22 protein-coding genes are annotated in these 20,576 nt (G+C 35.9%); 18 read left to right on the top strand and 4 right to left on the bottom strand.

Translation table 11 applies throughout. The features are described 5' to 3' along the window. Position 1 precedes the first annotated feature (1 nt). Positions 2-688, top strand: coding sequence for a response regulator transcription factor (locus IGJ18_RS09350; RefSeq protein WP_010718443.1), 687 nt, complete (start codon positions 2-4; stop codon positions 686-688). A 176-nt stretch (positions 689-864) separates the two neighbouring features. Here the strand turns inward: IGJ18_RS09350 and IGJ18_RS09345 are convergent, their stop codons facing one another. After that, positions 865-1,422 (bottom strand): pentapeptide repeat-containing protein, encoded by a 558-nt coding sequence (locus IGJ18_RS09345; protein ID WP_349699847.1) that lies wholly within the window; start codon positions 1,420-1,422, stop codon positions 865-867. Between the two features lie 260 nt (positions 1,423-1,682). On the opposite strand from IGJ18_RS09345, the gene IGJ18_RS09340 reads away from it, so the two are divergent. From IGJ18_RS09340 to IGJ18_RS09330, 3 genes are all read left to right on the top strand, one after another. Beyond that, a complete protein-coding gene (locus IGJ18_RS09340) occupies positions 1,683-2,444 on the top strand; it encodes a DeoR/GlpR family DNA-binding transcription regulator (protein ID WP_438843252.1) in 762 nt (253 codons plus the stop codon). 10 nt (positions 2,445-2,454) lie between these two features. Further along, positions 2,455-3,861 (top strand): M24 family metallopeptidase, encoded by a 1,407-nt coding sequence (locus tag IGJ18_RS09335; protein WP_438843251.1) that lies wholly within the window; start codon positions 2,455-2,457, stop codon positions 3,859-3,861. 266 nt (positions 3,862-4,127) lie between these two features. Beyond that, entirely contained in the window at positions 4,128-4,487 is a 360-nt protein-coding gene (locus IGJ18_RS09330) for a MerR family transcriptional regulator (RefSeq protein ID WP_010718439.1), read from the top strand. Between the two features lie 237 nt (positions 4,488-4,724). On the opposite strand, the gene IGJ18_RS09325 is transcribed toward IGJ18_RS09330, so the two are convergent. Further along, positions 4,725-5,864 carry a trans-sulfuration enzyme family protein gene (locus tag IGJ18_RS09325; protein ID WP_034700797.1) on the bottom strand — a complete coding sequence of 380 codons (1,140 nt, stop codon included), beginning with the start codon at positions 5,862-5,864 and terminating at the stop codon, positions 4,725-4,727. A 266-nt stretch (positions 5,865-6,130) separates the two neighbouring features. Here IGJ18_RS09325 and IGJ18_RS09320 point away from each other — a divergent pair, with 266 nt between their 5' ends. From IGJ18_RS09320 to IGJ18_RS09310, 3 genes are read left to right on the top strand one after another with little or no spacing between them, the layout of a single operon-like run. Then, positions 6,131-6,484, top strand: coding sequence for a Rid family detoxifying hydrolase (locus IGJ18_RS09320; RefSeq protein ID WP_438843250.1), 354 nt, complete (start codon positions 6,131-6,133; stop codon positions 6,482-6,484). Between the two features lie 17 nt (positions 6,485-6,501). Continuing rightward, positions 6,502-7,830, top strand: a complete 1,329-nt coding sequence (locus IGJ18_RS09315) for a CoA-disulfide reductase (protein WP_438843249.1) — start codon at positions 6,502-6,504, stop codon at positions 7,828-7,830. Positions 7,831-7,844: 14 nt separating this feature from the next. Beyond that, positions 7,845-9,263: a cation:dicarboxylate symporter family transporter gene (locus IGJ18_RS09310; protein WP_034700793.1), complete on the top strand. Its 1,419-nt coding sequence runs from the start codon at positions 7,845-7,847 to the stop codon at positions 9,261-9,263. A gap of 255 nt (positions 9,264-9,518) precedes the next feature. Here IGJ18_RS09310 and IGJ18_RS09305 read toward each other — a convergent pair whose 3' ends face one another. Then, positions 9,519-10,184 carry a helix-turn-helix transcriptional regulator gene (locus IGJ18_RS09305; RefSeq protein ID WP_010737898.1) on the bottom strand — a complete coding sequence of 222 codons (666 nt, stop codon included), beginning with the start codon at positions 10,182-10,184 and terminating at the stop codon, positions 9,519-9,521. Positions 10,185-10,388: 204 nt separating this feature from the next. On the opposite strand from IGJ18_RS09305, the gene IGJ18_RS09300 reads away from it, so the two are divergent. The 10 genes from IGJ18_RS09300 to IGJ18_RS09255 all read left to right on the top strand — a co-directional run bounded on the left by IGJ18_RS09300 (position 10,389) and on the right by IGJ18_RS09255 (position 18,628). After that, complete coding sequence (locus IGJ18_RS09300; RefSeq protein WP_010718433.1) at positions 10,389-10,502, top strand: putative metal homeostasis protein; 114 nt, start codon at positions 10,389-10,391, stop codon at positions 10,500-10,502. A 116-nt stretch (positions 10,503-10,618) separates the two neighbouring features. Continuing rightward, the gene (locus tag IGJ18_RS09295) at positions 10,619-11,113 is read left to right on the top strand and encodes a GNAT family N-acetyltransferase (protein WP_010718432.1); all 495 of its coding nucleotides are present in this window, start codon (positions 10,619-10,621) and stop codon (positions 11,111-11,113) included. 171 nt (positions 11,114-11,284) lie between these two features. After that, on the top strand, positions 11,285-12,949 hold the full coding sequence (alsS, locus tag IGJ18_RS09290) for an acetolactate synthase AlsS (protein ID WP_034700787.1): 1,665 nt from the start codon (positions 11,285-11,287) through the stop codon (positions 12,947-12,949). Between the two features lie 12 nt (positions 12,950-12,961). Further along, positions 12,962-13,672, top strand: a complete 711-nt coding sequence (gene budA / locus IGJ18_RS09285) for an acetolactate decarboxylase (protein WP_034700785.1) — start codon at positions 12,962-12,964, stop codon at positions 13,670-13,672. A 162-nt stretch (positions 13,673-13,834) separates the two neighbouring features. Then, complete coding sequence (locus tag IGJ18_RS09280) at positions 13,835-14,320, top strand: GAF domain-containing protein (protein ID WP_438843459.1); 486 nt, start codon at positions 13,835-13,837, stop codon at positions 14,318-14,320. A 158-nt stretch (positions 14,321-14,478) separates the two neighbouring features. Continuing rightward, positions 14,479-14,742 (top strand): hypothetical protein, encoded by a 264-nt coding sequence (locus tag IGJ18_RS09275; protein ID WP_010718428.1) that lies wholly within the window; start codon positions 14,479-14,481, stop codon positions 14,740-14,742. Between the two features lie 140 nt (positions 14,743-14,882). Then, positions 14,883-15,287, top strand: a complete 405-nt coding sequence (locus IGJ18_RS09270) for a MarR family winged helix-turn-helix transcriptional regulator (protein WP_010737892.1) — start codon at positions 14,883-14,885, stop codon at positions 15,285-15,287. Positions 15,288-15,314: 27 nt separating this feature from the next. Next, positions 15,315-15,953, top strand: a complete 639-nt coding sequence (locus IGJ18_RS09265) for a nitroreductase family protein (protein WP_010718426.1) — start codon at positions 15,315-15,317, stop codon at positions 15,951-15,953. A 15-nt stretch (positions 15,954-15,968) separates the two neighbouring features. Further along, positions 15,969-16,256, top strand: a complete 288-nt coding sequence (locus IGJ18_RS09260) for a putative quinol monooxygenase (RefSeq protein ID WP_010718425.1) — start codon at positions 15,969-15,971, stop codon at positions 16,254-16,256. Positions 16,257-16,711: 455 nt separating this feature from the next. Further along, positions 16,712-18,628 carry a MucBP domain-containing protein gene (locus IGJ18_RS09255; RefSeq protein ID WP_438843248.1) on the top strand — a complete coding sequence of 639 codons (1,917 nt, stop codon included), beginning with the start codon at positions 16,712-16,714 and terminating at the stop codon, positions 18,626-18,628. Positions 18,629-18,985: 357 nt separating this feature from the next. Here IGJ18_RS09255 and IGJ18_RS09250 read toward each other — a convergent pair whose 3' ends face one another. Beyond that, the gene (locus IGJ18_RS09250) at positions 18,986-19,465 is read right to left on the bottom strand and encodes a hypothetical protein (RefSeq protein WP_010718422.1); all 480 of its coding nucleotides are present in this window, start codon (positions 19,463-19,465) and stop codon (positions 18,986-18,988) included. A 615-nt stretch (positions 19,466-20,080) separates the two neighbouring features. On the opposite strand from IGJ18_RS09250, the gene IGJ18_RS09245 reads away from it, so the two are divergent. Then, a complete protein-coding gene (locus IGJ18_RS09245; RefSeq protein WP_053766632.1) occupies positions 20,081-20,302 on the top strand; it encodes a hypothetical protein in 222 nt (73 codons plus the stop codon). Positions 20,303-20,576 lie beyond the last annotated feature (274 nt).

The raw sequence follows: 20,576 nt of genomic DNA, 5'->3' as shown, positions 1-20,576 counted from the left end.
TATGAATAAGATGATCTTATTGATCGAAGATGATCCCAATATTACCGACTTCATGGAAGTGGTTTTTGAGCGAGAACAATATAGATTAACGGTAGCAGCAAATGGGATGGAAGCTTTAACTGCTTTACAGGCAGAAACATTTGATGTCATTTTACTTGATCTAGGTTTACCTGATATTGATGGAATGGATCTCTTGAAAATATTGAGGAAACGGATGGATCTTCCTATCGTGGTGATCTCTGCACGAAAGGACGAAAATGAAAAAGTAGCCGCCCTTGATTTAGGAGCAGATGATTACGTCACCAAACCTTTCGGGACTAACGAACTTCTAGCTCGTATAAGAACAGCTTTACGCCATAAGAAAACCAAAGAAGAACAGACGTTGATCGTAGTAAATAATGCATTGAAAATCGATTTTGATAAGCAGTTGGTTTATAAAAATGACCAAGAAATCCATTTAACAAAAAACGAATATCGATTACTTAAATGTTTATTTGAGCAGATTGGTAAAGTAGTCACTTACCAAACATTAATGACCCAAGTATGGGGACCATACAGCGAAGATTCCCAAATTTTGCGAGTCAATATGTCGAATATCCGCAAAAAAATTGAAACAAATACGTTAAAGCCTGAATATATCATTACTGAAATTGGTGTTGGTTATCGCTTACGTGATTACCGCTCGTAAACATAAAGATGAAACAGTGAAGTCTGTTTAATAAGTATTAGATCCAAGAAAGATAGTTCAAAAAGGTCATGAAAGAAACAAATAGCTCCGAACAAACCAGAGCTTACTGTATCTTTCATGACCTTTTTATGGTGTTCATCGTATTACTTCTAGGGAATTAAACCTAGGTTATTCACTTACTCTTTTATAATTAGACCTAACAATGTAGAGAATTTTAAGGCCTGGTAGGTTGAGACCTGGCAACCTTTTAATTCATTGATCGTAATGCCTAATGTTTCAAAATTAGAGGAGCTTAAATCAACGCCTTTTAAAGAGGTTTGCTGAAAATTCGCTTCGTTCAATTCACAATTGTCAAAAATGATTCCTTTGAAGTGACAATGATAAAGATCGGCGTTTTCCAATGAACAATGGCAAAATTGATTATTCTCCATTTTAGCATAGCCAAAAGCAGCTAGATTGATTAGACAATCTTTAAAAGTAACGTTTTTAATCGTTGATTCTTGAAAGGTTGTCCCAAGTAGTTTGCAATTGATAAATTCTACTCGGTGGATAGAGGCTTTTGTCATATTGACGTTGGAAAGATCACAATTTTTAAAGCGAACATCTACGAACTCGACCTGACTAAAATCGCTATTTGTAAATTGACAGTGATCAAATTCCATATTGTAAAAACGGGGACGATCGAAAAATGCTTCGATTGCTTCGTCATTGGCTACTTTGCACATTTCAAGCATTGGTTCCTCTTCGGAATAGATTGTAGAAAAGGGCTTAAGTGGTAATGTGGGAGAAATTTTTGGAGGAACGATTTTCATAGATTCATCTACTTTCCTATATAAGATTTTTCCATATCAGTAACGGAATCATCGCTGTCTGCTTATTATAGCACAAATCATTTGATTACATTTGGCAATTTTTTTGCGACAAAATGCGATATATTGCAAAATATTGCAAAGAGTTGCAAACTGTAGTAAAGTGACTTAAGGGAGGCGGTTTCATGCTGAGGGAAATTCGTTTGAAAAAAATAATCAAAATCATGAAAGAAAAACAAAATGCTGCGATTGATGACTTAGCAGAACAGCTGGAAGTATCTAAAGACACGATCAGACGTGATTTAATGAAGTTAGAAGAAAAAAATATAGTTCGCAGAACACACGGCGGAGCGATTTTATTAGAAAGAGAAGCAACTATTTTTGATTATGAGCAACGTTCAACTAAATTAAATGGAGTGAAACTTCAGTTAGGAAAAACCGCTGCAGCTATCATTAAAGACAATTCATCGGTTATTTTCGATTCCTCCACTACTGTAGAAAGTGTGATCAATCAAATAGGGATGAAACCTTTGACAGCTATCACTAATTCTTTGACTCATGCGATGCTGTTGGCAAAAAGGTCAGCAACTACGATTACGCTATTGCCGGGAAAATTGCACAACACACAACTTTTTTTACATGGCGCAGATACTATTGAGAAATTAAAACAATACAGTGTAGACTATACATTTTTAGGTGTTTTTGCTTTATCGTCTGAGGGGATATTCATCCATACGGAAGAAGAAGGACTTGTCAAACGCCAAATGGTCAAACAGGCAAAAACGGTGGTTGCTTTAGCAGATCATACAAAAATGGATAAAACCGGTTTTTTTAAGGTTTGTGATTTAAAAGAGATTGATTTTCTAGTAACAGATCAACCTCCCAGCAAGCAGTTGCAACAAGCTTTGATAAATAATCAGGTGGAATGTCTTATATTAGATCAATAAAGGAGTAAGTATGGAAAAGAAAAATATAATTTTAGATGTGTTGACTGAGCCGGAAACATTTGCAGATGTCTCACCGGTTTTCTTAACAGATGAAACGATTGAGATGAGAAAAAAACGAATGATACAAAGGATGAGAGAAGAAACGATTGACACACTAATCATTTATGCAGATCGTGAGCATGGTAGCAATTTTGAATATTTTACGGGATTTATCCCACGGTTTGAAGAAGGATTATTTGTTATGGAAGATAGTGGAAAAAGTACCTTGATTTTGGGAAATGAAAATCTGAAACTATGTAAACATGCACGAATCCAATCAGAATTGGTTCATTATCCACCTTTTTCATTGCCGAATCAACCAATGGATCACGAACAACCTTTAGAACAATTATTTACCTCGTTAGGGTTCGTTGAAAAGAAAAAAATCGGGGTAGTTGGTTGGAAAATGTTTACTACACGGAAGAAAGAAGCGAACAAGCTATTCGATGTTCCTCACTTTATTATTGAAGCAATCGAAAAAGCAAAAGGTGAAACGACTGAACTACTAAATGCTAGTTCGCTGTTGATCGGGGAAAAAGGAATACGGAGAACAAATAACGCCAATGAGATCGCTCATTATGAATTTGGTGCCAATCTAGCTTCTAGTTGCATGTTACAAGCACTAAACAAGATTGAAGTAGGTGTAAAAGAGTCTGAAATTGGAGCATTGTTAAATGGAAAAGGACAACCGAACACGGTAGTGACAATTGCTGCGACAGGGCAACGTTTCGAATATGCTAATCTTTACCCAACCGATAAAACAATTAAACTTGGGGATGCGTTGTCTTTAACTACTGGGTTTAAAGGTGGTCTATCTAGCAGAACCGGGTTTGTCATCGAACATGAAAAACAACTTCCATCAGAGCAAGCGGATTATTTAGAAAAAGTGGCTAAACCTTATTTTCAAGCAATTGTTCATTGGTTAGAAACAATCAAAGTGGGGATGAGAGGCGAAGAAGTTTATCAACTAGTTGAGACTGTTTTACCAAAAAAACAGTTCCATTGGCATTTAAATCCTGGTCACTTGACAGCAGATGAAGAGTGGTTAGCTTCACCTATTTATCAAGAGTCGCAAGAAATACTTGAAAGTGGGATGATTTTTCAACTAGATATCATTCCTTCAGTTCCGGGTTATACAGGTGTTAGTGCGGAAGAATGTGTGGTATTAGCTGATGAGGCATTGCAAGGAAAAATCAAAGAAAAGTATCCAGAATTATGGCAACGCATTATGATTCGTCAAACGTATTTGAAAGAAGTGCTAAACATTGATTTAAGTAAAGACATTTTACCGCTTTCCAATACGGTTGCATACTTACGCCCTTTTTATTTAGCAAAGAATCAAGCATTTCGTGTACAAAGAATAAAATCCACATCTTGATGTACGAGTGAATGATAAGAGAAAATTCGTAGGAGTAACAGGAGCTGTATGGTTCGTTACTTCTCGAATTTTTTAGGTCTGCTAGCTTTTTTGAGAAAAATCCCTTATAGTGAGAGCCGAAAGACTAGATCATTTTTTGTACGTTGTTTCAAATGCGACGATGATCATGCATAAATCTCCATTCGTTTATTGGTTTTGGCCAAGCAGATAAATGTTAGGCTAGTCAATTATGAACGAGATGGAGCAGAAAAAAGGGGATATCAACTATGAACATCAAACAAGTGAGCGAAGCGAAAGGGATCTCGCCCGATACATTGCGTTATTATGAGAAAATTGGTCTCATTCCGCCTGTACATCGCACGAAAGGCGGAATCCGTGATTATACAGAAGAAGACCTCAACTGGGTAGATTTTACAATTTGTATGAGAAATGCTGGTTTATCCATTGAGTCGTTGATCGAATACAATAAATTGTGTAAGCAAGGAGACCAGACAATTGCTGCTAGGAAGCAATTATTGATGACAGAAAGACAGCATTTGATTCAAAAGATCGATGAGATGCAAGAGTGTTTAACACGATTACATAAGAAAATCGAGAATTACGATCGGTATTTATTAGAACAATAAGATATTAGTCCATGTTAGCCAACAGTTGGTTAAGAGAACTTTTATAGCCCAAATACAACAGTTCTGAAATTTTTACCAATGATGAAATAAAAAAATTTTGATGAAAAAGAAGGCGTGTCGGAAGTGTCTAACTCTAAGAAATAAGCCGGATAATCCCAAATAGGAGGAACTATTTTGGGATTATCCGGCTTATTTTCGATGATAGAACTCACCATGAATATCAGATAGTGAGTGAAACTACATAGCATTTAACGCATCATCAAGATCAGCGATCAAATCTTCTACATCTTCGATCCCGCATGAAAGCCGAACTAAAGTTTCAGTGACACCCATCGCTAATCGATCCTTTTCAGGCATACTGGCATGAGACATCGCCCAAGGATAAGAAAGGATGGATTCCACACCTCCGAGACTGACAGCTACGATTGGTACACGACAGTGTGTGAATAAGGTTTCAATTTGCTTAACTGAATCTACTTCAAATGACAAAATAGCCCCACAGTCTTCGCATTGTTTTTGATGGATCGAATGTCCAGCATGCTGTTCAAGACCAGGATAATAAACGTTTGTTACTTTCGGATGATTGACGAGAAAGTTAGCTAATTCACTAGCGTTTCGAACTGATTTTTCCATTCTTAACCCCAGCGTTTTAACGCCGCGCAATAGTAGCCAAGCATCTTCAGGACCTAAAATCCCGCCCAGTGCTTTTTGATGTTCCTTTAATTGCTGATACAGCTCCTCGTTATTTGTAGCGACCAAACCTGCAACAACGTCACTATGTCCATTGATAAACTTTGTTGCACTATGTATCACGATATCAACACCTAAATCTAAAGGATGTTGTGAAATGGGTGTCATAAATGTATTATCTGCAACTGTTAAGATCTGATACTCGTTAGCCAATTCAGTCACTTTCTTTATATCAGTGATTGTTAATAATGGATTGGAAGGAGTTTCAATGTAAAACATTTTTGTTTCTTTTTTAATCGCTTTTTGCCAAGAATCAATATCCGTTTCATCAACAAAAGTGCAATCGATCCCGAAACGAGCTAAGAAAAGATGGATGCTTTGGAAGGTTCCACCATAAATATTTTTACCTAGTACTAAATGATCTCCTTTGGATAAAAGGAACAGGACAGCGTTAATAGCAGCCATTCCTGATGAAAAGGCTAAACCGAACTGCGCGTTTTCTAATGAAGCAATACATTTTTCCGCCGCTTCGACAGTAGGGTTACCAAAACGAGTGTAACTAAAACCTGTGTGAGTGAAGACATTTTTTTGATGAAACGTGGAAGTTTGATATTTAGGTATCGACGATGCGCCTGTAACTGGGTCGATGACTGGGTAATCGTGTAGAATTTTTGTATTGATATTCATATGGGTTTCCTCCAAACCTACTTCATGTATCTCAAAAATAACACATTCATTTCCGTTATGTCAACGCTTTCTTGATAAAAAATTATCAATGAAATTAATTGCTTGCGTTAGATTTTAAATAACATTAGTTTTTATGATTTTATTTTAAATAAAAGAATTTTTGCGGTTTTTAAAAACTCCGAAAGTGGTTGACTGCCTTAAAAATATATGATAATTTTTTAGTGTAATTGTATTCCATGATAAAAAATTATTAAAGGAGGAAAAGAATGAGTAGCAACAAATTACCGTATGAAAAATACCGCGTGGCGGGAGACTTGATCTTTGTTTCTGGACAGTTACCAATCGATCCAACCACTGGTGAAATCGTTTCTGAAGAGATTAAAGCACAAACGAACCAAATCATGATCAATATATCACAAGTGTTGGAGGAGCTAGACTTGACCATGAATCAAGTGGTTAAAACGACTTGTTTTCTAACTGATATGAATCATTTTGAAGCATTTAATCAAGTGTACGCAGAACACTTTGGTGAACGTTTCCCAGCACGATCAGCTTTTCAAGTCGTTGCCTTACCAAAAGATGCTTTAATAGAAATCGAATGGATTTTATCTAAAGCATAAGAAAAGAGGAAGAAAGAATGAAAATAATAATCATTGGTGGAATTGCTGCAGGAATGAGTGCGGCGGCCAAAGCAAAGAGAGTCAATCCAGATGCAGAAATCATCGTGATTGAACAAGAGGATTATATCTCTTTCGGCGCTTGTGGGCTTCCTTATTATTTAGGTGAAGAATTTAATGATGAACAAGAGATGTTTGCTCGAACGCCTGAACAAATCGAACGTTTAGGAATTAAATTATTGTTGCGCCATCGAGTAGAATCAATCGGATTTGCCACTAAAACGTTAGCTGTAAAAAATTTAAGTACAAATGAAGTAAGTCATGAAACTTATGATCGTCTGATGCTGGCTGTCGGTGCAAAGCCGTTTGTTCCTAACATTGCTGGTATTGATTCTAGTGATGTGTATACGATTACGAAACTTAATGAAGTCAAACGACTACAGCAAAAATTATCAAATTATCAAAATATTGTCATCCTGGGTGGTGGATTTATTGGCATTGAAGTAGCTGATCAGTTAACGAAAGCAGGAAAAAATATTCATTTGATCGAGATGGCTCCTCACTTGATGAATCGTTCATTTGATCCGGAATTTTCTACTAAAATTAAAGAAGCTATTGAAGAAGAAAATGTAAGGGTTTCCTTGGAGGAGTCTGTTCTAGAGATCGAAAAAAATCATGAACAAGTGGTAGCTGTCAAAACGAATAGAGAAAGTTATCAGGCGGATGCGGTGATCGTTGCTGCTGGATTTGTTCCTAATACCAGCTTTTTGAATGATCAATTGGAATTGTTAGGAAATGGTGCAATTAAAATCGATACATATGGGAGAACGTCTCAAAAAGATGTATTTGCGGCAGGTGACTGTGCTTCGATTCCCCATCGAATCTTAGGGGATATTTACCTTCCTTTAGCGACTACAGCGAATAAAATGGGACGGATTGTTGGGATTAATCTTAGCGGTGTACAGATGCAGGAATATTCAGGGACATTAGGCAGCAGTGCGATCAAAGTAGGAGGGTATGAGGCAGCAGCGACTGGTATCACTGAAAAAATGGCAAGAGAAAAAGGATTAGATATCAAAACGACATGTATTGAGACAATGAATCACTCAAATTATTATGGAACTCAAGAAAAAATCATGATCAAACTGGTTTATGACCGACAAACAAAAGTGTTGTATGGTGCCCAACTATTCGGGAAAAATGAAACAGTTCTTCGTGCGACTGGCTTAGCTGTTGCGATACACGCTCAAATGACGACTGAAGAATTAGGATTTGTTGATTTTGCTTATGCACCACCTTTTTCTTCTACGTGGGAAGCACTAAATGTTGTAGCAAATACTGCAAAATAAAGGGGATGAATAAATTGATCGATGCACCTTTTTTTACTCAATTTCTGAAAGTAAGTAATTATTATACTGCGGGAGGAATCGCTTTGCTGATTCTCTCCCTTGGGGTAATGAAGTACCTCAAAGACAAACGGATTAATTTCTCAAAACGAATGATTTATGCTCTTATTCTTGGTTTGCTTTTAGGGGTTGTCATTGATTTGATTGGTTCCGATAGCGAAATTTATACCGAATTTGCTCGAACGGAAATCAATGCCTGGTATGCCTTAGTTGGTTCAGGATTCTTGAAGATGATCCAGTTGCTAGCTATTCCTGTCGTGTTCTTATCGATTATCAAAGTAGTGATTGATGTCAAAGGAGAACGGTTAAAATATTTGACGGGAAAAACTTTTGCAACATTACTAGGGACTACAGCTATCTCTGCGGCATTGGGGATTGCGGTTGTCAAACTCTATCGGCTTAACGGTGCAGAGTTTGCTGGAGACTTGGCAGCAGACAAAGCAGAAAGTATTAGTAATATTGCTTCGCAAAGTTTCCCGGAATTTTTCTTGAAACTGATACCTAACAATATAGTTAGTGTGATGGGGGATAATGGGAGTATTGTATCGGTTGTGATCATAGCGGCTATGTTTGCTGGAGCTATTCGCTTCTTACAAGTCAAAAAACCGGATCAAGTGGCACCTTTTGTTACGTTGTTGGACTCGTTAAAAGTAACCGTCATTTCCGTTTTAACTAACGTGATCAAGTTGATGCCGTATGGGGTTGTTGCTTTAGTAAGTAATACAATTATTTCTAGAGGGATTCAAGCAATTATGGGAATGATCGGATTTATTGCAGCTCTATATACTGGTGTTCTTTTGATGTTGATCGTTTATGTCATTTTATTACTATTCATGGGTGTGAATCCAATTGTTTTTTACAAAAAAGCATTTACGACACTATTGTTTGCTTTTTCTTCCCGTTCAAGTGTAGGAACTTTACCTTATACTTTGAAAAATCTGGAAGAAGATCTAGGTGTGTCTCAAGAAACGGCAAATTTTGTTGCTACTTTAGGAACTTCGATTGGTATGAATGGATGTGCTGGTGTATTCCCTGCTATGCTTGGTGTTTTAATGGGATCAGCTGTTGGCGCAGAAATGGATCTATCCTTTTATTTCTTGGTGGTCGTTGTCGTTACGGTAGGATCCATCGGAATTGCTGGTGTACCTGGTACGGCGACCGTTGCTGCGACAGTTACTCTTAATGGCTTAGGGTTTGGACACACGATCACAAGTATTGGAGCGATATTTGGTATCGATCCGATTGTTGATATGGGACGTACCATGTTGAACGTCGCAGGCTCAATGGTTTCTGCGATTATGGTAGATAAGTGGGAAGGAACATTTGATAAACAAGCGTTTTTGGCACCATTGAATAAAAAAAATGAAGAAGAGTAATAGACAATGGGAAAAGTTATGTGTTCAATTAGTGATCAAATGATATCTAGGTAATGAGTTGATACCAACTCGCTGATTAGATCGTTTTTACTATAGCTTTCGCCTGTTTCAAAAGTGAAACAACCAAGAAATAAGACGGCACGCCTTAGTGAAGAGGAGTGCCGTCTTTAGTTTCAAAGCCCATCATGTCTGAGAAGCTGTTAAAAAAATGCTTGCTTATTGTCATTGGAGGTAACCGATGCTTTCGCAATCTCTTTACTTTTCTCCTTCAGCAATCTTCAGGTAACGATAAACGCTGGGATCTGATATGTTGAGAATCTTAGCCACTTGTGAAACAGCGCCTTTGATTTGGAAGATTCCTTTTTCATTTAATTGGCGAATGATTTTAATTTTCAACTCTTTATTTAAAGGAGTTTGTTTGTCCAAGAGATCGGAGGGGACGATAGAGTAGATAATCCCTTCAATGGTTTCTTCCAAGATCTCAACGGATTCGGGGAGGTGATTCGTATCAAACACTGCAAGTGGTTGTTTTTCTGTTGATAAGCCAGCTAATGCGAGTATCTCCTTTGAGAGTGACTGATATTTGCTGATATCTTGATTAATGCAAAGTAATCCGACTATCTTCTGCTGATCATTGCGTATAAAAAAAGTGGCACCTCTTAATTTTTTCCCGTTGATTGTTTGTGCATCATAGTTGACTAAATAATCTTGTTTAAGATATTTCTTTGAGCGCACCATTTCTAAAGCGAAACCAGTAACAGGAGAATGGATATCTCGTCCACTTATATGATTGTTTTCAATGGCAGCGATATGAAAATGACCTTCTTCCAGATGATGAAGAACCACTTCATAGTTTTCCCCTAAAGCTTGTCCGAGGAATTTGACCAGGGATATATATAGCGTTAATTGAGTGTTATTCATTTTCTCACCTTGATAATTTTTTGTTACTTTATAATACCATCTTTGTTTGCTGTTTACATTATAAAATAATCGTTATTTCATTTTATTTTTTATTGACAAATTTTTTTTGGGGAAGTTATATTGTTTGTGTAAATCGTAATCATTACTATTTGAGTTCGTGAACGGTTTGTTTGATAAAAATAGACTTGAAAAAGGGAGAAAGCAATGGAAAAACAAGACTTAGCGAGTGCCTATCGTCGGTTAAAGAGTCCGAACATCAAAACGAAAAAAAGAGCACTGAAAATCATCCATCAATACAAGCGTAATAAAAATAAGTAAAAACTATCATTTGCTAAAAAACGTGTTTGTTTTGATTAGTGATCCTATCAGTAGATTCTTGTCTTAAAAATTTGAACTGGTATAATAGTTTTTAAACAAAAAAAGGTGTGTACTATATGATCCGTTATTCTATAGCAGCTAAAGAAGATTTACCTCGCATCGTGGAGATTTACAATCAATCGATTTTAACGAAACAATCAACTGCCGATGTAACGCCCGTAACTATCGAGGATAAATTGGCATGGTTTGAAGCCCATGATCCTAAGAAACGCCCACTATGGATCATGCAAGAAGCAGGAGTAATCATTGGCTGGATCAGTTTGAGCGATTTTTATGGACGACCTGCCTATGATCGAACGGTAGAAATCAGTATTTATATTGATGAGGTCTATCAACATAGAGGTATTGGGCAATACGCTGTGAACTTTGTAGAAAAACAGCTCCCTCACTTAAACATTGAAACAGTGCTAGCTTTTATTTTTGATAGTAATCAAGCGAGTCAACGTTTATTTGAAAAAAATGGTTATTGTTTATGGGGGCTACTGCCTGAAGTTGCGCAAATCGATGAGAGATTGCTTGGGTTAGCTATTTGGGGAAAATCGTATCGCTAATCAAATGAGCTGTAGTTTCATGAATTTTTCTGAAACTACAGCTTATTTTTCATATTACTACACAAATGAAAAAATTTGTGTTACACTCTTTTTGTGAAACAGTTTGTAAAACTGTACTAATAAAAAAGCGTTTTTCGAGAGAATGTTTAATGAAAAGGGAGTAATATTGTAATGGATGATGAAATGAAACAAGGTTCTAGAGCTGTAGTAGAAAGTTTAGCAAATCACCAAGTCGAATATGTTTTTGGGATTCCAGGAGCAAAAATCGATGGGGTGTTTAATGAGTTAGAAGATCAAGGACCAGAATTAATCGTTACGAGACATGAACAAAATGCCGCTTTTATGGCTCAAGCAATTGGACGGATCACAGGCGAGCCAGGCGTCGTCATTGCTACTAGTGGTCCTGGAGCTAGTAATTTAGCAACTGGGCTAGTGACCGCTACGGCTGAAGGTGATCCGGTTCTTGCAATTGCAGGACAAGTCAAACGAAGCGATCTACTTAAATTAACTCATCAAAGTATGGACAATGCTGCTTTATTTCAGCCAATCACTAAATATAGTGCAGAAATTCAAGATCCAGAAACAATTTCAGAAGTGATTGCCAATGCTTATCGAATGGCTAAAAGTTCGAAAAAAGGAGCAAGCTTTATTAGTATCCCACAAGATGTGGTAGATGCGACTGTAAAAAATGAAGTCATCAAACCTCTAAAAGATCCACAATTAGGTTCTGCTTCTGCTGGCGATATCGATTATTTAGCGGAACGTATTCAAGAAGCGAAATTACCTGTTTTATTAATCGGGATGCGAGGTTCAAGTAAAAAAGAAACAGCAGCGATCCGTAGATTAGTAGAAAAAACAGGCTTGCCGGTGGTGGAAACTTTCCAAGCCGCTGGTGTGATTTCTAGAAAATTAGAAAACTATTTTTTTGGCAGAGTCGGTTTGTTTAGAAATCAACCAGGAGATATGTTATTGAAACGAAGTGATCTAGTGATTGCGATTGGGTATGATCCAATCGAATATGAAGCAAGAAACTGGAATGCTGAAAAAGATGCTCGAGTAATCGTTATTGATGAAACACCAGCTGAGATTGATTCTTACATGCAACCAGAAAGAGAATTAATCGGGGATATCTCTGAAACATTGGATCTGTTGACGGATTCTTTAACACCGCATCAAGTGTCACGTGATGCGAAAGAATACTTAGCCTTTTTGCAAAATAAATTAACTGAGCGTGATATTGTGCCAACAAAAGACCGCGAAGGAATTTTACATCCTCTAGAAGTCATTAATACACTCCAAAATAAAGTGACAGATGAGATGACTGTTACTGTAGATGTAGGCAGTCACTACATTTGGATGGCACGTCATTTTAGAAGTTATGAAGCAAGACATCTATTATTTAGCAATGGGATGCAGACACTAGGCGTTGCTTTACCATGGGCAATCTCTGCTGCATTAGTACGTCCTAAGACACAAATCATTTCGGTATCTGGTGATGGTGGTTTCTTATTTTCTGCTCAAGATCTAGAAACAGCTGTTCGTAAAAATTTGAAGATCATTCATTTGATTTGGAACGATGGTCGTTACAATATGGTAGAATTTCAAGAAATCATGAAATATCAACGAGCTTCCGGTGTGGATTTTGGCCCGGTTGATTTTGTAAAATATGCGGAAGCTTTTGGTGCTAAGGGGCTTCGTGTGACCTCTGTCGCTGAGTTGGAACAAGCAATAGAAGAAGGATTTAAAACGCAAGGTCCAGTTATCATCGATATTCCAATCGATTACCGTGACAATGAAAAACTTGGTGAAACGATTTTACCAGATCAATTCTATTAAGGAGATGCTAAGATGAGTGAAAGAATACTTTTTCAACATGGAACACTAGGAGCATTGATGGCAGGACTAATGGATGGTACTGAGACGATTGAACAGATACTCAAACACGGGACTTTAGGTTTGGGAACGCTACATGGATTAGATGGGGAAGTCATCTTCCTAGATGGTGAAGCTTATCAAGGACGTTCCGATGGAGTAGTTGTTAAGCTGACAGGAAAAGAAACCACTCCTTATGCAGCAATCACCCCATTCATTGCAGATGGACGGTTTGAAGTCGAAAATCAAACAAAAGGCGAAGAATTAAAACAATCAATTTTAGCCAGTCAAGCAGGAAACAACTTATTCTTAGCGATAAAAATTACTGGGCTGTTTAAAACAGTCCACACACGTATTATGCCAAAACAAGAAAAGCCTTACCGAAGATTAGCAAAAATATCAGAGTCTCAACCTGAATTTCATGAAACAAATAGTCAAGGAACGTTAGTTGGATTTTATACGCCAGAACTGTTTCAAGGAGTAGCAGCTGCTGGATTTCATTTGCACTATATCGATGAAGCTAAACAATTCGGAGGGCATGTCATTGATTTTGAGCTGACAAAAGGCACTGTCGAAATCAGTAAAATCGAAACACTTGTTCAACATTTTCCCAGCGATGATCCAACGTTTATTGGAACGACAATAGATTATGCAAACTTGGAACAAGAGATCCAGCAAGCAGAATAATTTTCTAATGAGTCCGTGCTAAAAATTAATAATGAAAGTATTTTATATTTGAAGGATGTTCTTTTCCCGTCTTTCTGTCTAGTAAGGTCAGTTTTTTCTCAATGACTAGTCAGCAAATCATTTCTAAGCTATAATTTTTTCATAGAAGGAGTGGTTGAGATGTTGTGGACAGAAAAGCAAAAAGAAGATGCCTATCAAATTTTATTATTACAGCAAAAAGGATTATTAGAGGCAGAAGATCATTGGCTAGCAAATTTAGCGAATTCTTCTGCTTTGTTGAACGAGACATTACCAGAAACAGTTTTTGCAGGTTATTACCTATATAATGGCGAAGAATTGATTTTGGGTCCATTTCAAGGTCGTGTTTCTTGTACTAGGATCACAATGGGAAAAGGGGTTTGTGGTGAGTCAGCACAAACAAAAACTACATTGATCGTTGATGACGTCAAGAAACATGAAAACTATATTTCTTGTGATTCTGCAGCTCAATCTGAAATCGTTGTGCCCATGATCAAAGAAGGACATCTGATTGGCGTTCTAGATATTGATTGTGGTGTAACAAGCGGGTATGATCATATTGATCAAGAATATCTTGAGAAATACGTAGAAATGCTTATTGATATCGTGCCTTTAGATGTTATTTCTTAAAAAATTCAATAACTTTAACAAGTGAAATCAAAAGAACGCTCGAAATAGTCGTTCTTTTGATTTTTTTCTAAAATTATAATGGTTTTTGGTTTTCATAATCTAATTTTAATGTTATTATCATTTTATAAAATGTTAGAACGATTAAAGGTGGATGAGATATGAATAACGAAGAAATCATTTTGGGACAAAAATATGCGTGTAAGCCAATCGGTTTAAAGCATGTAGTAGTAGGTGAAGTCATTAATAAATTAGAAAATTGTATCGTGTTATGTGTGGAAAAATACCAAGAAAGTGATCATGAAGAAATATTAGAAAAATGTGGGAAAGTGGTTGCGAAATATACGGATGTATATGATTTAACTACTATAGAAGCCATTTTTGAAACTTCTTCAAAAATTTATGAACCAGCGCTTGTCTCATAAATAAAAAATAGTTTAAAAGAGAAAGAGGAATAGCTTTCTCTTTTTTTTGTTATTCAAAATTTTATGCTTTACAAGTCTCACTAAAACATTTATATTATTGATAAGTCAATAATTGACAAGTCAACGGAAGGAGGATGGAGATGGATTTAAGAAAACTCAGTCAGTTACTCTATAAAATCAAAATTATCAGTCAAGAAGGATCAGCTTTGTTCGAGAAAGAAACTGGATTCAGTTTGACGAGATATGAAATGCTGATGTTTTTATGGGAAAAAGGCAAATGTTTACAAAATCAAATTCAAACAGATCTAAAAATAGACAATGCAGCTATCTCTAGACATTTGAAGATATTGGAAGAAAAAGGCTATGTTTCACGAAAACGCAATCCAGCGAATAATCGTGAAGTATTTGTTCTACTGACGGATACAGCCAAACGAGAACTGGCTAAGTGTGAAAATAATCATCAACAGTCCGCTGACTCTTTGTGCATTTCGTTGACCGATGAAGAAATCACCGAACTAACAAAATTATTGAATAAACTTTATTAACTACATTAGGAGAAAGAAGAGAGAGAAATGAGCAAAGAATTAGTAAACAATGATTTTTCAAGTGTTGTATTTGGAAGAAAATCCGTTCGTGTATATGATGAAACGGTTAAGATTTCTCATGAAGAAATGTTAGAAATGATACAAGAAACAACAACAGCACCATCTTCAGTTAATATGCAACCATGGCGTTTTGTGGTGGCAGAAAGTGAAGAAGCAAAAGCAAAATTGAAACCATTGATCCGTTTTAATACGAGACAAAATGATACTTCATCAGCTATGGTCATGATCTTTGGAGATATGAACTGCTACGAATATGGGGAAGAAATCTATGATCAAGCAGTAGCAGAAGGTAAAATGCCGGCAGAAGTCCGAGACCAACAACTTGCTGCGATCCTTCCTTATTACCAAAACTTTACACGTGAACAAATGAATGACGTTGTGAAAATTGATGCTAGTTTAGCTGCAATGCAATTCATGCTAGTTGCTCGTAGTCACGGCTATGAAACAAATCCAATCGGGGGATTCGAAGCAGACCAATTGGCTGAAGCTTTTGATCTCGACAAAGAACGTTATGTTCCAGTGATGATCTTATCTGTTGGGAAAGCAGTAGAAGAAGGGTATGAATCTGTTCGATTGGCTCCAGAAAAAATTACAACTTTTAAATAAAGCGAGTGTGGAAAAATGATCGTTATCAATGCAAAATTTTCAATCAAACCAGAAAAAAGAAATGAATTTCTTGCGGAAGTCAATGAACTTGTTGCAAGTACAAGAAAAGAAGACGGGTGCTTAAGCTATCAATTGTACGAATCAATCGATATTGAAAATGAATTTGTCATGGTTGAAAATTGGCGTGATCAAGCAGCGATTGAAGGACACAATCAAAGTCCGTTACTTCAACAATTATTTAAAAATATGAGTCAGTATAGTAGTAAGAAGACAGAAATAAATGTTTCTCAAACAGTAAACTAATTTTTTTATTAAAGAAGTTATGTGTTAAATCTATTTTTTAAAATGTATCTAAATAATTTCCAGTTCGTCATGGTAAAATGATTAATCATTTACCGTGACGGGCTTTTTTTGTTAATCAATCATTTTTACTAAATAAACAGAATCGGATTTTAAATAACGTTTGTGAATTTTTTTAAGAATGTAAAAATCATAATTTTAATTTCTTAACTAGATATTTTTTTATTTTAACACACAGAAAACCTTGTTTTAATAATAAAATAATCTTGCGAATCTTATATGTTACAGGTAACATTAATATGTAGGTTAAACTACTATTGTTTATTTTAAATAACGTTTTTTAAGGAGGAGGATAATCGGATTCAAGTACATAAATAAAAGTAACCAACCTTAGAATAAAGTAAGAAAAAGCTAGGTTAGCGAAATTTCAAATATAACTGGGGGAGCAGATAAATTAAATGACGAAAAGAAAGCAAAATAAAAAAATAAAAAAAATGAAAACAATTATGAACTCAGCATTGCTGATGACCACTGTAGTGGGGTTGCTAGCACCTAACGTATTGGCAGCATCCAACGCAGTAAGTGAAATCGAAATAATTGATGAGGTGCAACCACCACATGATTCAGGAACATTGGACCTATCCATGCCTGAACCGGAAATAGGACGGGTATCTGTCATTGGGGTAGATGTAGATACACAAAAAGCACTTTGGTTTTCAGAGGAATTCGGTTTTGTCGGAAACAATGTAACCTTATTCGCTGAAATTGTAGAAGGGTATGAATTGATCTCTCCAGATAGAGTGATTATTTATATGGAAACGCCAGAGATGTATCACAATTTTTATTATAAAAAAATTGAAGATAGTCCTGAAGAAAGCTTCTCATCAGTCACTGTGCAGTATTTACATAATGAAACTGGTCAACCGATTGCCGAACCTACGGTAATTAATGATTTAGAGATTGGAACAGAATACATAGGAAATGCACTGGTGATTGATGGCTACACGATCGTAGGGCCTGAAACTTATACAATCAATGTTTCCGAGGATCCAAATAGCAATATCATTACTTTCCGTTATGATGAAAATCCAGTGACTAAAGAAAAAGCAGATGTAACTGTTAAGTATATTAATGAGAAGGGGGAATCGATTGCTGAAGATAAAATAATAAGTGACCTGGAAGTCGGCTCTACACATACAGAAGAAGCGTTACTTATCGAAGGATACGAATTGCTGAGTACCAAAGTCCAAACGATAGAAATACAAAGCGAAGGCAATATCATTACATTTATATATGAAACTAAGGAAACAACGCCGCCAGAAAATGAAAAAGCCGATTTGACTGTGAAATATATTGATGAGCAAGGTCAAACGATTGCTAATGATAAAATAATCCAAGACTTAGAAGTCGGCTCTACATATACGGAAGAAGCGTTACTTATCGAAGGATACGAATTGCTGAGTGCCAAAGTCCAAACGATAGAAGTACAAAGTGAAGGCAACACCATTACATTTATATATAAAACCAAAGAAACATCACCGTCAGAAAATGAAAAAGCCGATCTGACTGTCCGATATATCGATGAGCAAGGTCAATCAATTGCGGAGAAAAAAGTAATAACTGATTTAGAGATTGGGAAGCTTCACAAAGAAGAAGCGTTGCTAATCAAAGGATATGAACTAGTTAATCCGAAGTTAGCGATACAAGAAGTCATGATTGAAAAGGGAACAAACACGATCACGTTTATCTATAAGAAAATCAAAACAACAGTAGCGTTAGCAGAAAACGTTGCTTTCATTTATGGTACAGAAGGAAAACAAATGACGGCGGTTATTCCAGGAGGGACAACGATGTACGTTGTTTTGAACGGGGAAATCATCGGAAAAGCCAAACAAGAAAAGGTCAATTCTTTTCGTTTAGTAGATGTAAAAGTAGAAGAACCGACGACGATTTATTTATCTAAAGCTGTAGCAAATGGGGAAACAGTTCAATACTATACAGAAAATGAAGCCGGAGAAAAATCAGTCATCTCAGAAATTACACGCCAAGAAAAGACGGATCAAACAAATAAACCAACTGAGAATGACGACAACAAACAAGATCAAAGTAAAGTGGATACCACAACTGAAACGAATAAAAATAAAGAAAGTACCGAAAAGAAAGAATCAAATCAAACGTCAACTTCAAAAAATGGTAGCACCACAAAAAATAATTCTACAGGTACGACCAAAACCACCGTATCTGGAAAAGCTACTTTACCAAAAACAGGAGAGCAACAAAATCGCTTATTGCGCAGTTTAGGAATGGCACTTTTAGTAACGGTAATGGGGATCAGTTACATATTAAAGAGAAAAAATAGAATAAAACAAGATTAAAAATCATTCAATGAAAAATAACTAAAAAAACACAGACCTCCAGAAGTATCTAGATACTTCCGGGGGCCTGTGTTTTTGTTCTCGCTTCCTATTTACTGGCAGTGATAGCGGACAGGATACTCATTTTTTCGGGATCGGATAAAACCGTCAATTATTTATTGATCTATGTGAGTAAACTTTGTCATAATGACTGAGAAATAACCAAAATCTAACTAATTCAAGGTTGCTTATTGTTCAAATTATGCGCTTTATATGTATCAGTCAGCAGGGAATGCTTAGATTCAATCGTTAGTATAGGAAAATGTTCAGAATCATTCAATTTTATAATGAGACTAGATAATAAAATTTTATCTTTCATTACTTGGTATTTTTTTTGTAAGGGATAAGCACGAGATTTTTTGTCTCCGTAGTTTCTTCCTCGCTTAAAGGAGTGAGAATAATCGTTTCATTCTTCTTACTGACTTTGTAAGACATGATGTCACTTTTAGACCAAAGTTCCTTCCAAGTCATTATATCTCCTTTAATCGTATAACGAAACTCTTCTTTTATATGCTTACTGAATTGTTTGATAAATTTCTTCATATGTACACTATTGGATTCATCGTCTACAGAGTAATCGATACTTGAAAAATCTAAGTTAAAACTAGCTTTACGGTTAGAAAAGGTAAGGGTCATTTTGGGATCATCAGTAGAGTCCGTCCCTTCAATTACCCATGCATTTGCTTTTAGATCCTTAACTAAACGATTTGCTTGCTCGTCTTTTTTCCTTTGACATCCACATGCGCTAAGTAACAACAATGTGAATAAAACCAATAAACGAACGCTCTTTTTTTTCACTTGCTTTCCTCCTTTCTATTTTCTTTAGTGTTCAAGAGAAGAAGACTTGCCCTCTAAGCAAATAAAGAGTTGCGAGTGCTTAAATTAGATAAATAATCTCCCGCTTTTTAGATAATTTATAAAAATTGAAAATGTGGGCTCCTTTCGTTCAGAATCAAATTATTCTTCTCTTATCAGAAATAACGCAACTATTCAAAGATGAAACATGTTTCTCGTTGTGAATATCTCTAAGTTAAGTTTAAAGCTTATCTGATTTCATGACAATCAGAAATTGAAGAAATAGAATTGATCTTGTTCAGTGACCAATCCAAACCAAACTTGAGAAGATAATGCAAAGCGTATTTCAATTTCTGAAAACAAAAAAATGATTTATTCAAAGAAATAATTATAAAAAAAGGAAAAAAATCTGTATGTTTTTGGGTAAACTATTGGAAAATAAAAAGGTATTGAATGATGTACTGAGCATTGAAATGACGTAAACAAGTTTTAAAATATCTTTTAGTTAGAAAGTCGTGGGTTAGCATTGAGGAGTTGATTTTTAATATCGCTGATTTTCTTTGGTAGTAGGCCAGTTCCTATCTTTTATAATCAATTATCAAATGAGGAGGGGTATGTATGTTTCTAATATTTATGTTTATCTTTTTTATTTCCGCATTCTTACTCTTGATGTATGGCGTAATTAAAAGTCGCAAAGTCACTGTTCCATTTTTTCTGCTACTTTTTTTGGGAACTTATTGTTTCTTCAATGTGGCTAAAGATGTACTAGACGAACTGGATTTGGGAAGCAAAACGTCTTTCAATCAATTAGATGATGATATTTTTGAAATTGACGATTGATGAGATAATCATAAAATGCAGTGAAATTTTTAGCATTACCAACGATATACTATTAGTAGCTATTCCTCAAAAGTGTAGGTGAATCACCAGAGCAATCTTTATACGACTAGCAGTAACGTAATCTTTTTCTGTGCTATGGAAAAAATAGGACTAGATTTTTCAAGTAATTGAATAAAAAATTGTTGTGTATATGTTTTGATAGCGGTGAATCTTACTAACATCAAAAGTATAGAGTCAACTTTTATCAACAGTTCGAATTCTGGTCAACTTTCTA

Origin of the sequence: Enterococcus sp. AZ078 (genome assembly GCF_051714985.1) — a bacterium.
In the GTDB taxonomy this organism is placed as follows: domain Bacteria; phylum Bacillota; class Bacilli; order Lactobacillales; family Enterococcaceae; genus Enterococcus_B; species Enterococcus_B hirae.
Note: the sequence above shows the minus strand (reverse complement) of the source record. Positions and strands in the feature narration are given on the sequence as shown.

What these genes read in the sequence shown, in the direction of transcription:
- IGJ18_RS09345 (WP_349699847.1), bottom strand. Translation starts at nt 1,422, where the DNA reads ATGCTTGAAATGTGCAAAGTAGCCAATGACGAAGCAATCGAAGCATTT.
- IGJ18_RS09350 (WP_010718443.1), top strand. Translation starts at nt 2, where the DNA reads ATGAATAAGATGATCTTATTGATCGAAGATGATCCCAATATTACCGAC.
- IGJ18_RS09295 (WP_010718432.1), top strand. Translation starts at nt 10,619, where the DNA reads ATGATCCGTTATTCTATAGCAGCTAAAGAAGATTTACCTCGCATCGTG.
- IGJ18_RS09305 (WP_010737898.1), bottom strand. Translation starts at nt 10,184, where the DNA reads ATGAATAACACTCAATTAACGCTATATATATCCCTGGTCAAATTCCTC.
- budA (WP_034700785.1), top strand. Translation starts at nt 12,962, where the DNA reads ATGAGTGAAAGAATACTTTTTCAACATGGAACACTAGGAGCATTGATG.
- IGJ18_RS09270 (WP_010737892.1), top strand. Translation starts at nt 14,883, where the DNA reads ATGGATTTAAGAAAACTCAGTCAGTTACTCTATAAAATCAAAATTATC.
- IGJ18_RS09330 (WP_010718439.1), top strand. Translation starts at nt 4,128, where the DNA reads ATGAACATCAAACAAGTGAGCGAAGCGAAAGGGATCTCGCCCGATACA.
- IGJ18_RS09325 (WP_034700797.1), bottom strand. Translation starts at nt 5,864, where the DNA reads ATGAATATCAATACAAAAATTCTACACGATTACCCAGTCATCGACCCA.
- IGJ18_RS09335 (WP_438843251.1), top strand. Translation starts at nt 2,455, where the DNA reads ATGGAAAAGAAAAATATAATTTTAGATGTGTTGACTGAGCCGGAAACA.
- IGJ18_RS09340 (WP_438843252.1), top strand. Translation starts at nt 1,683, where the DNA reads ATGCTGAGGGAAATTCGTTTGAAAAAAATAATCAAAATCATGAAAGAA.
- IGJ18_RS09300 (WP_010718433.1), top strand. Translation starts at nt 10,389, where the DNA reads ATGGAAAAACAAGACTTAGCGAGTGCCTATCGTCGGTTAAAGAGTCCG.
- IGJ18_RS09260 (WP_010718425.1), top strand. Translation starts at nt 15,969, where the DNA reads ATGATCGTTATCAATGCAAAATTTTCAATCAAACCAGAAAAAAGAAAT.
- IGJ18_RS09275 (WP_010718428.1), top strand. Translation starts at nt 14,479, where the DNA reads ATGAATAACGAAGAAATCATTTTGGGACAAAAATATGCGTGTAAGCCA.
- IGJ18_RS09315 (WP_438843249.1), top strand. Translation starts at nt 6,502, where the DNA reads ATGAAAATAATAATCATTGGTGGAATTGCTGCAGGAATGAGTGCGGCG.
- alsS (WP_034700787.1), top strand. Translation starts at nt 11,285, where the DNA reads ATGGATGATGAAATGAAACAAGGTTCTAGAGCTGTAGTAGAAAGTTTA.
- IGJ18_RS09265 (WP_010718426.1), top strand. Translation starts at nt 15,315, where the DNA reads ATGAGCAAAGAATTAGTAAACAATGATTTTTCAAGTGTTGTATTTGGA.
- IGJ18_RS09255 (WP_438843248.1), top strand. Translation starts at nt 16,712, where the DNA reads ATGACGAAAAGAAAGCAAAATAAAAAAATAAAAAAAATGAAAACAATT.
- IGJ18_RS09320 (WP_438843250.1), top strand. Translation starts at nt 6,131, where the DNA reads ATGAGTAGCAACAAATTACCGTATGAAAAATACCGCGTGGCGGGAGAC.
- IGJ18_RS09245 (WP_053766632.1), top strand. Translation starts at nt 20,081, where the DNA reads ATGTTTCTAATATTTATGTTTATCTTTTTTATTTCCGCATTCTTACTC.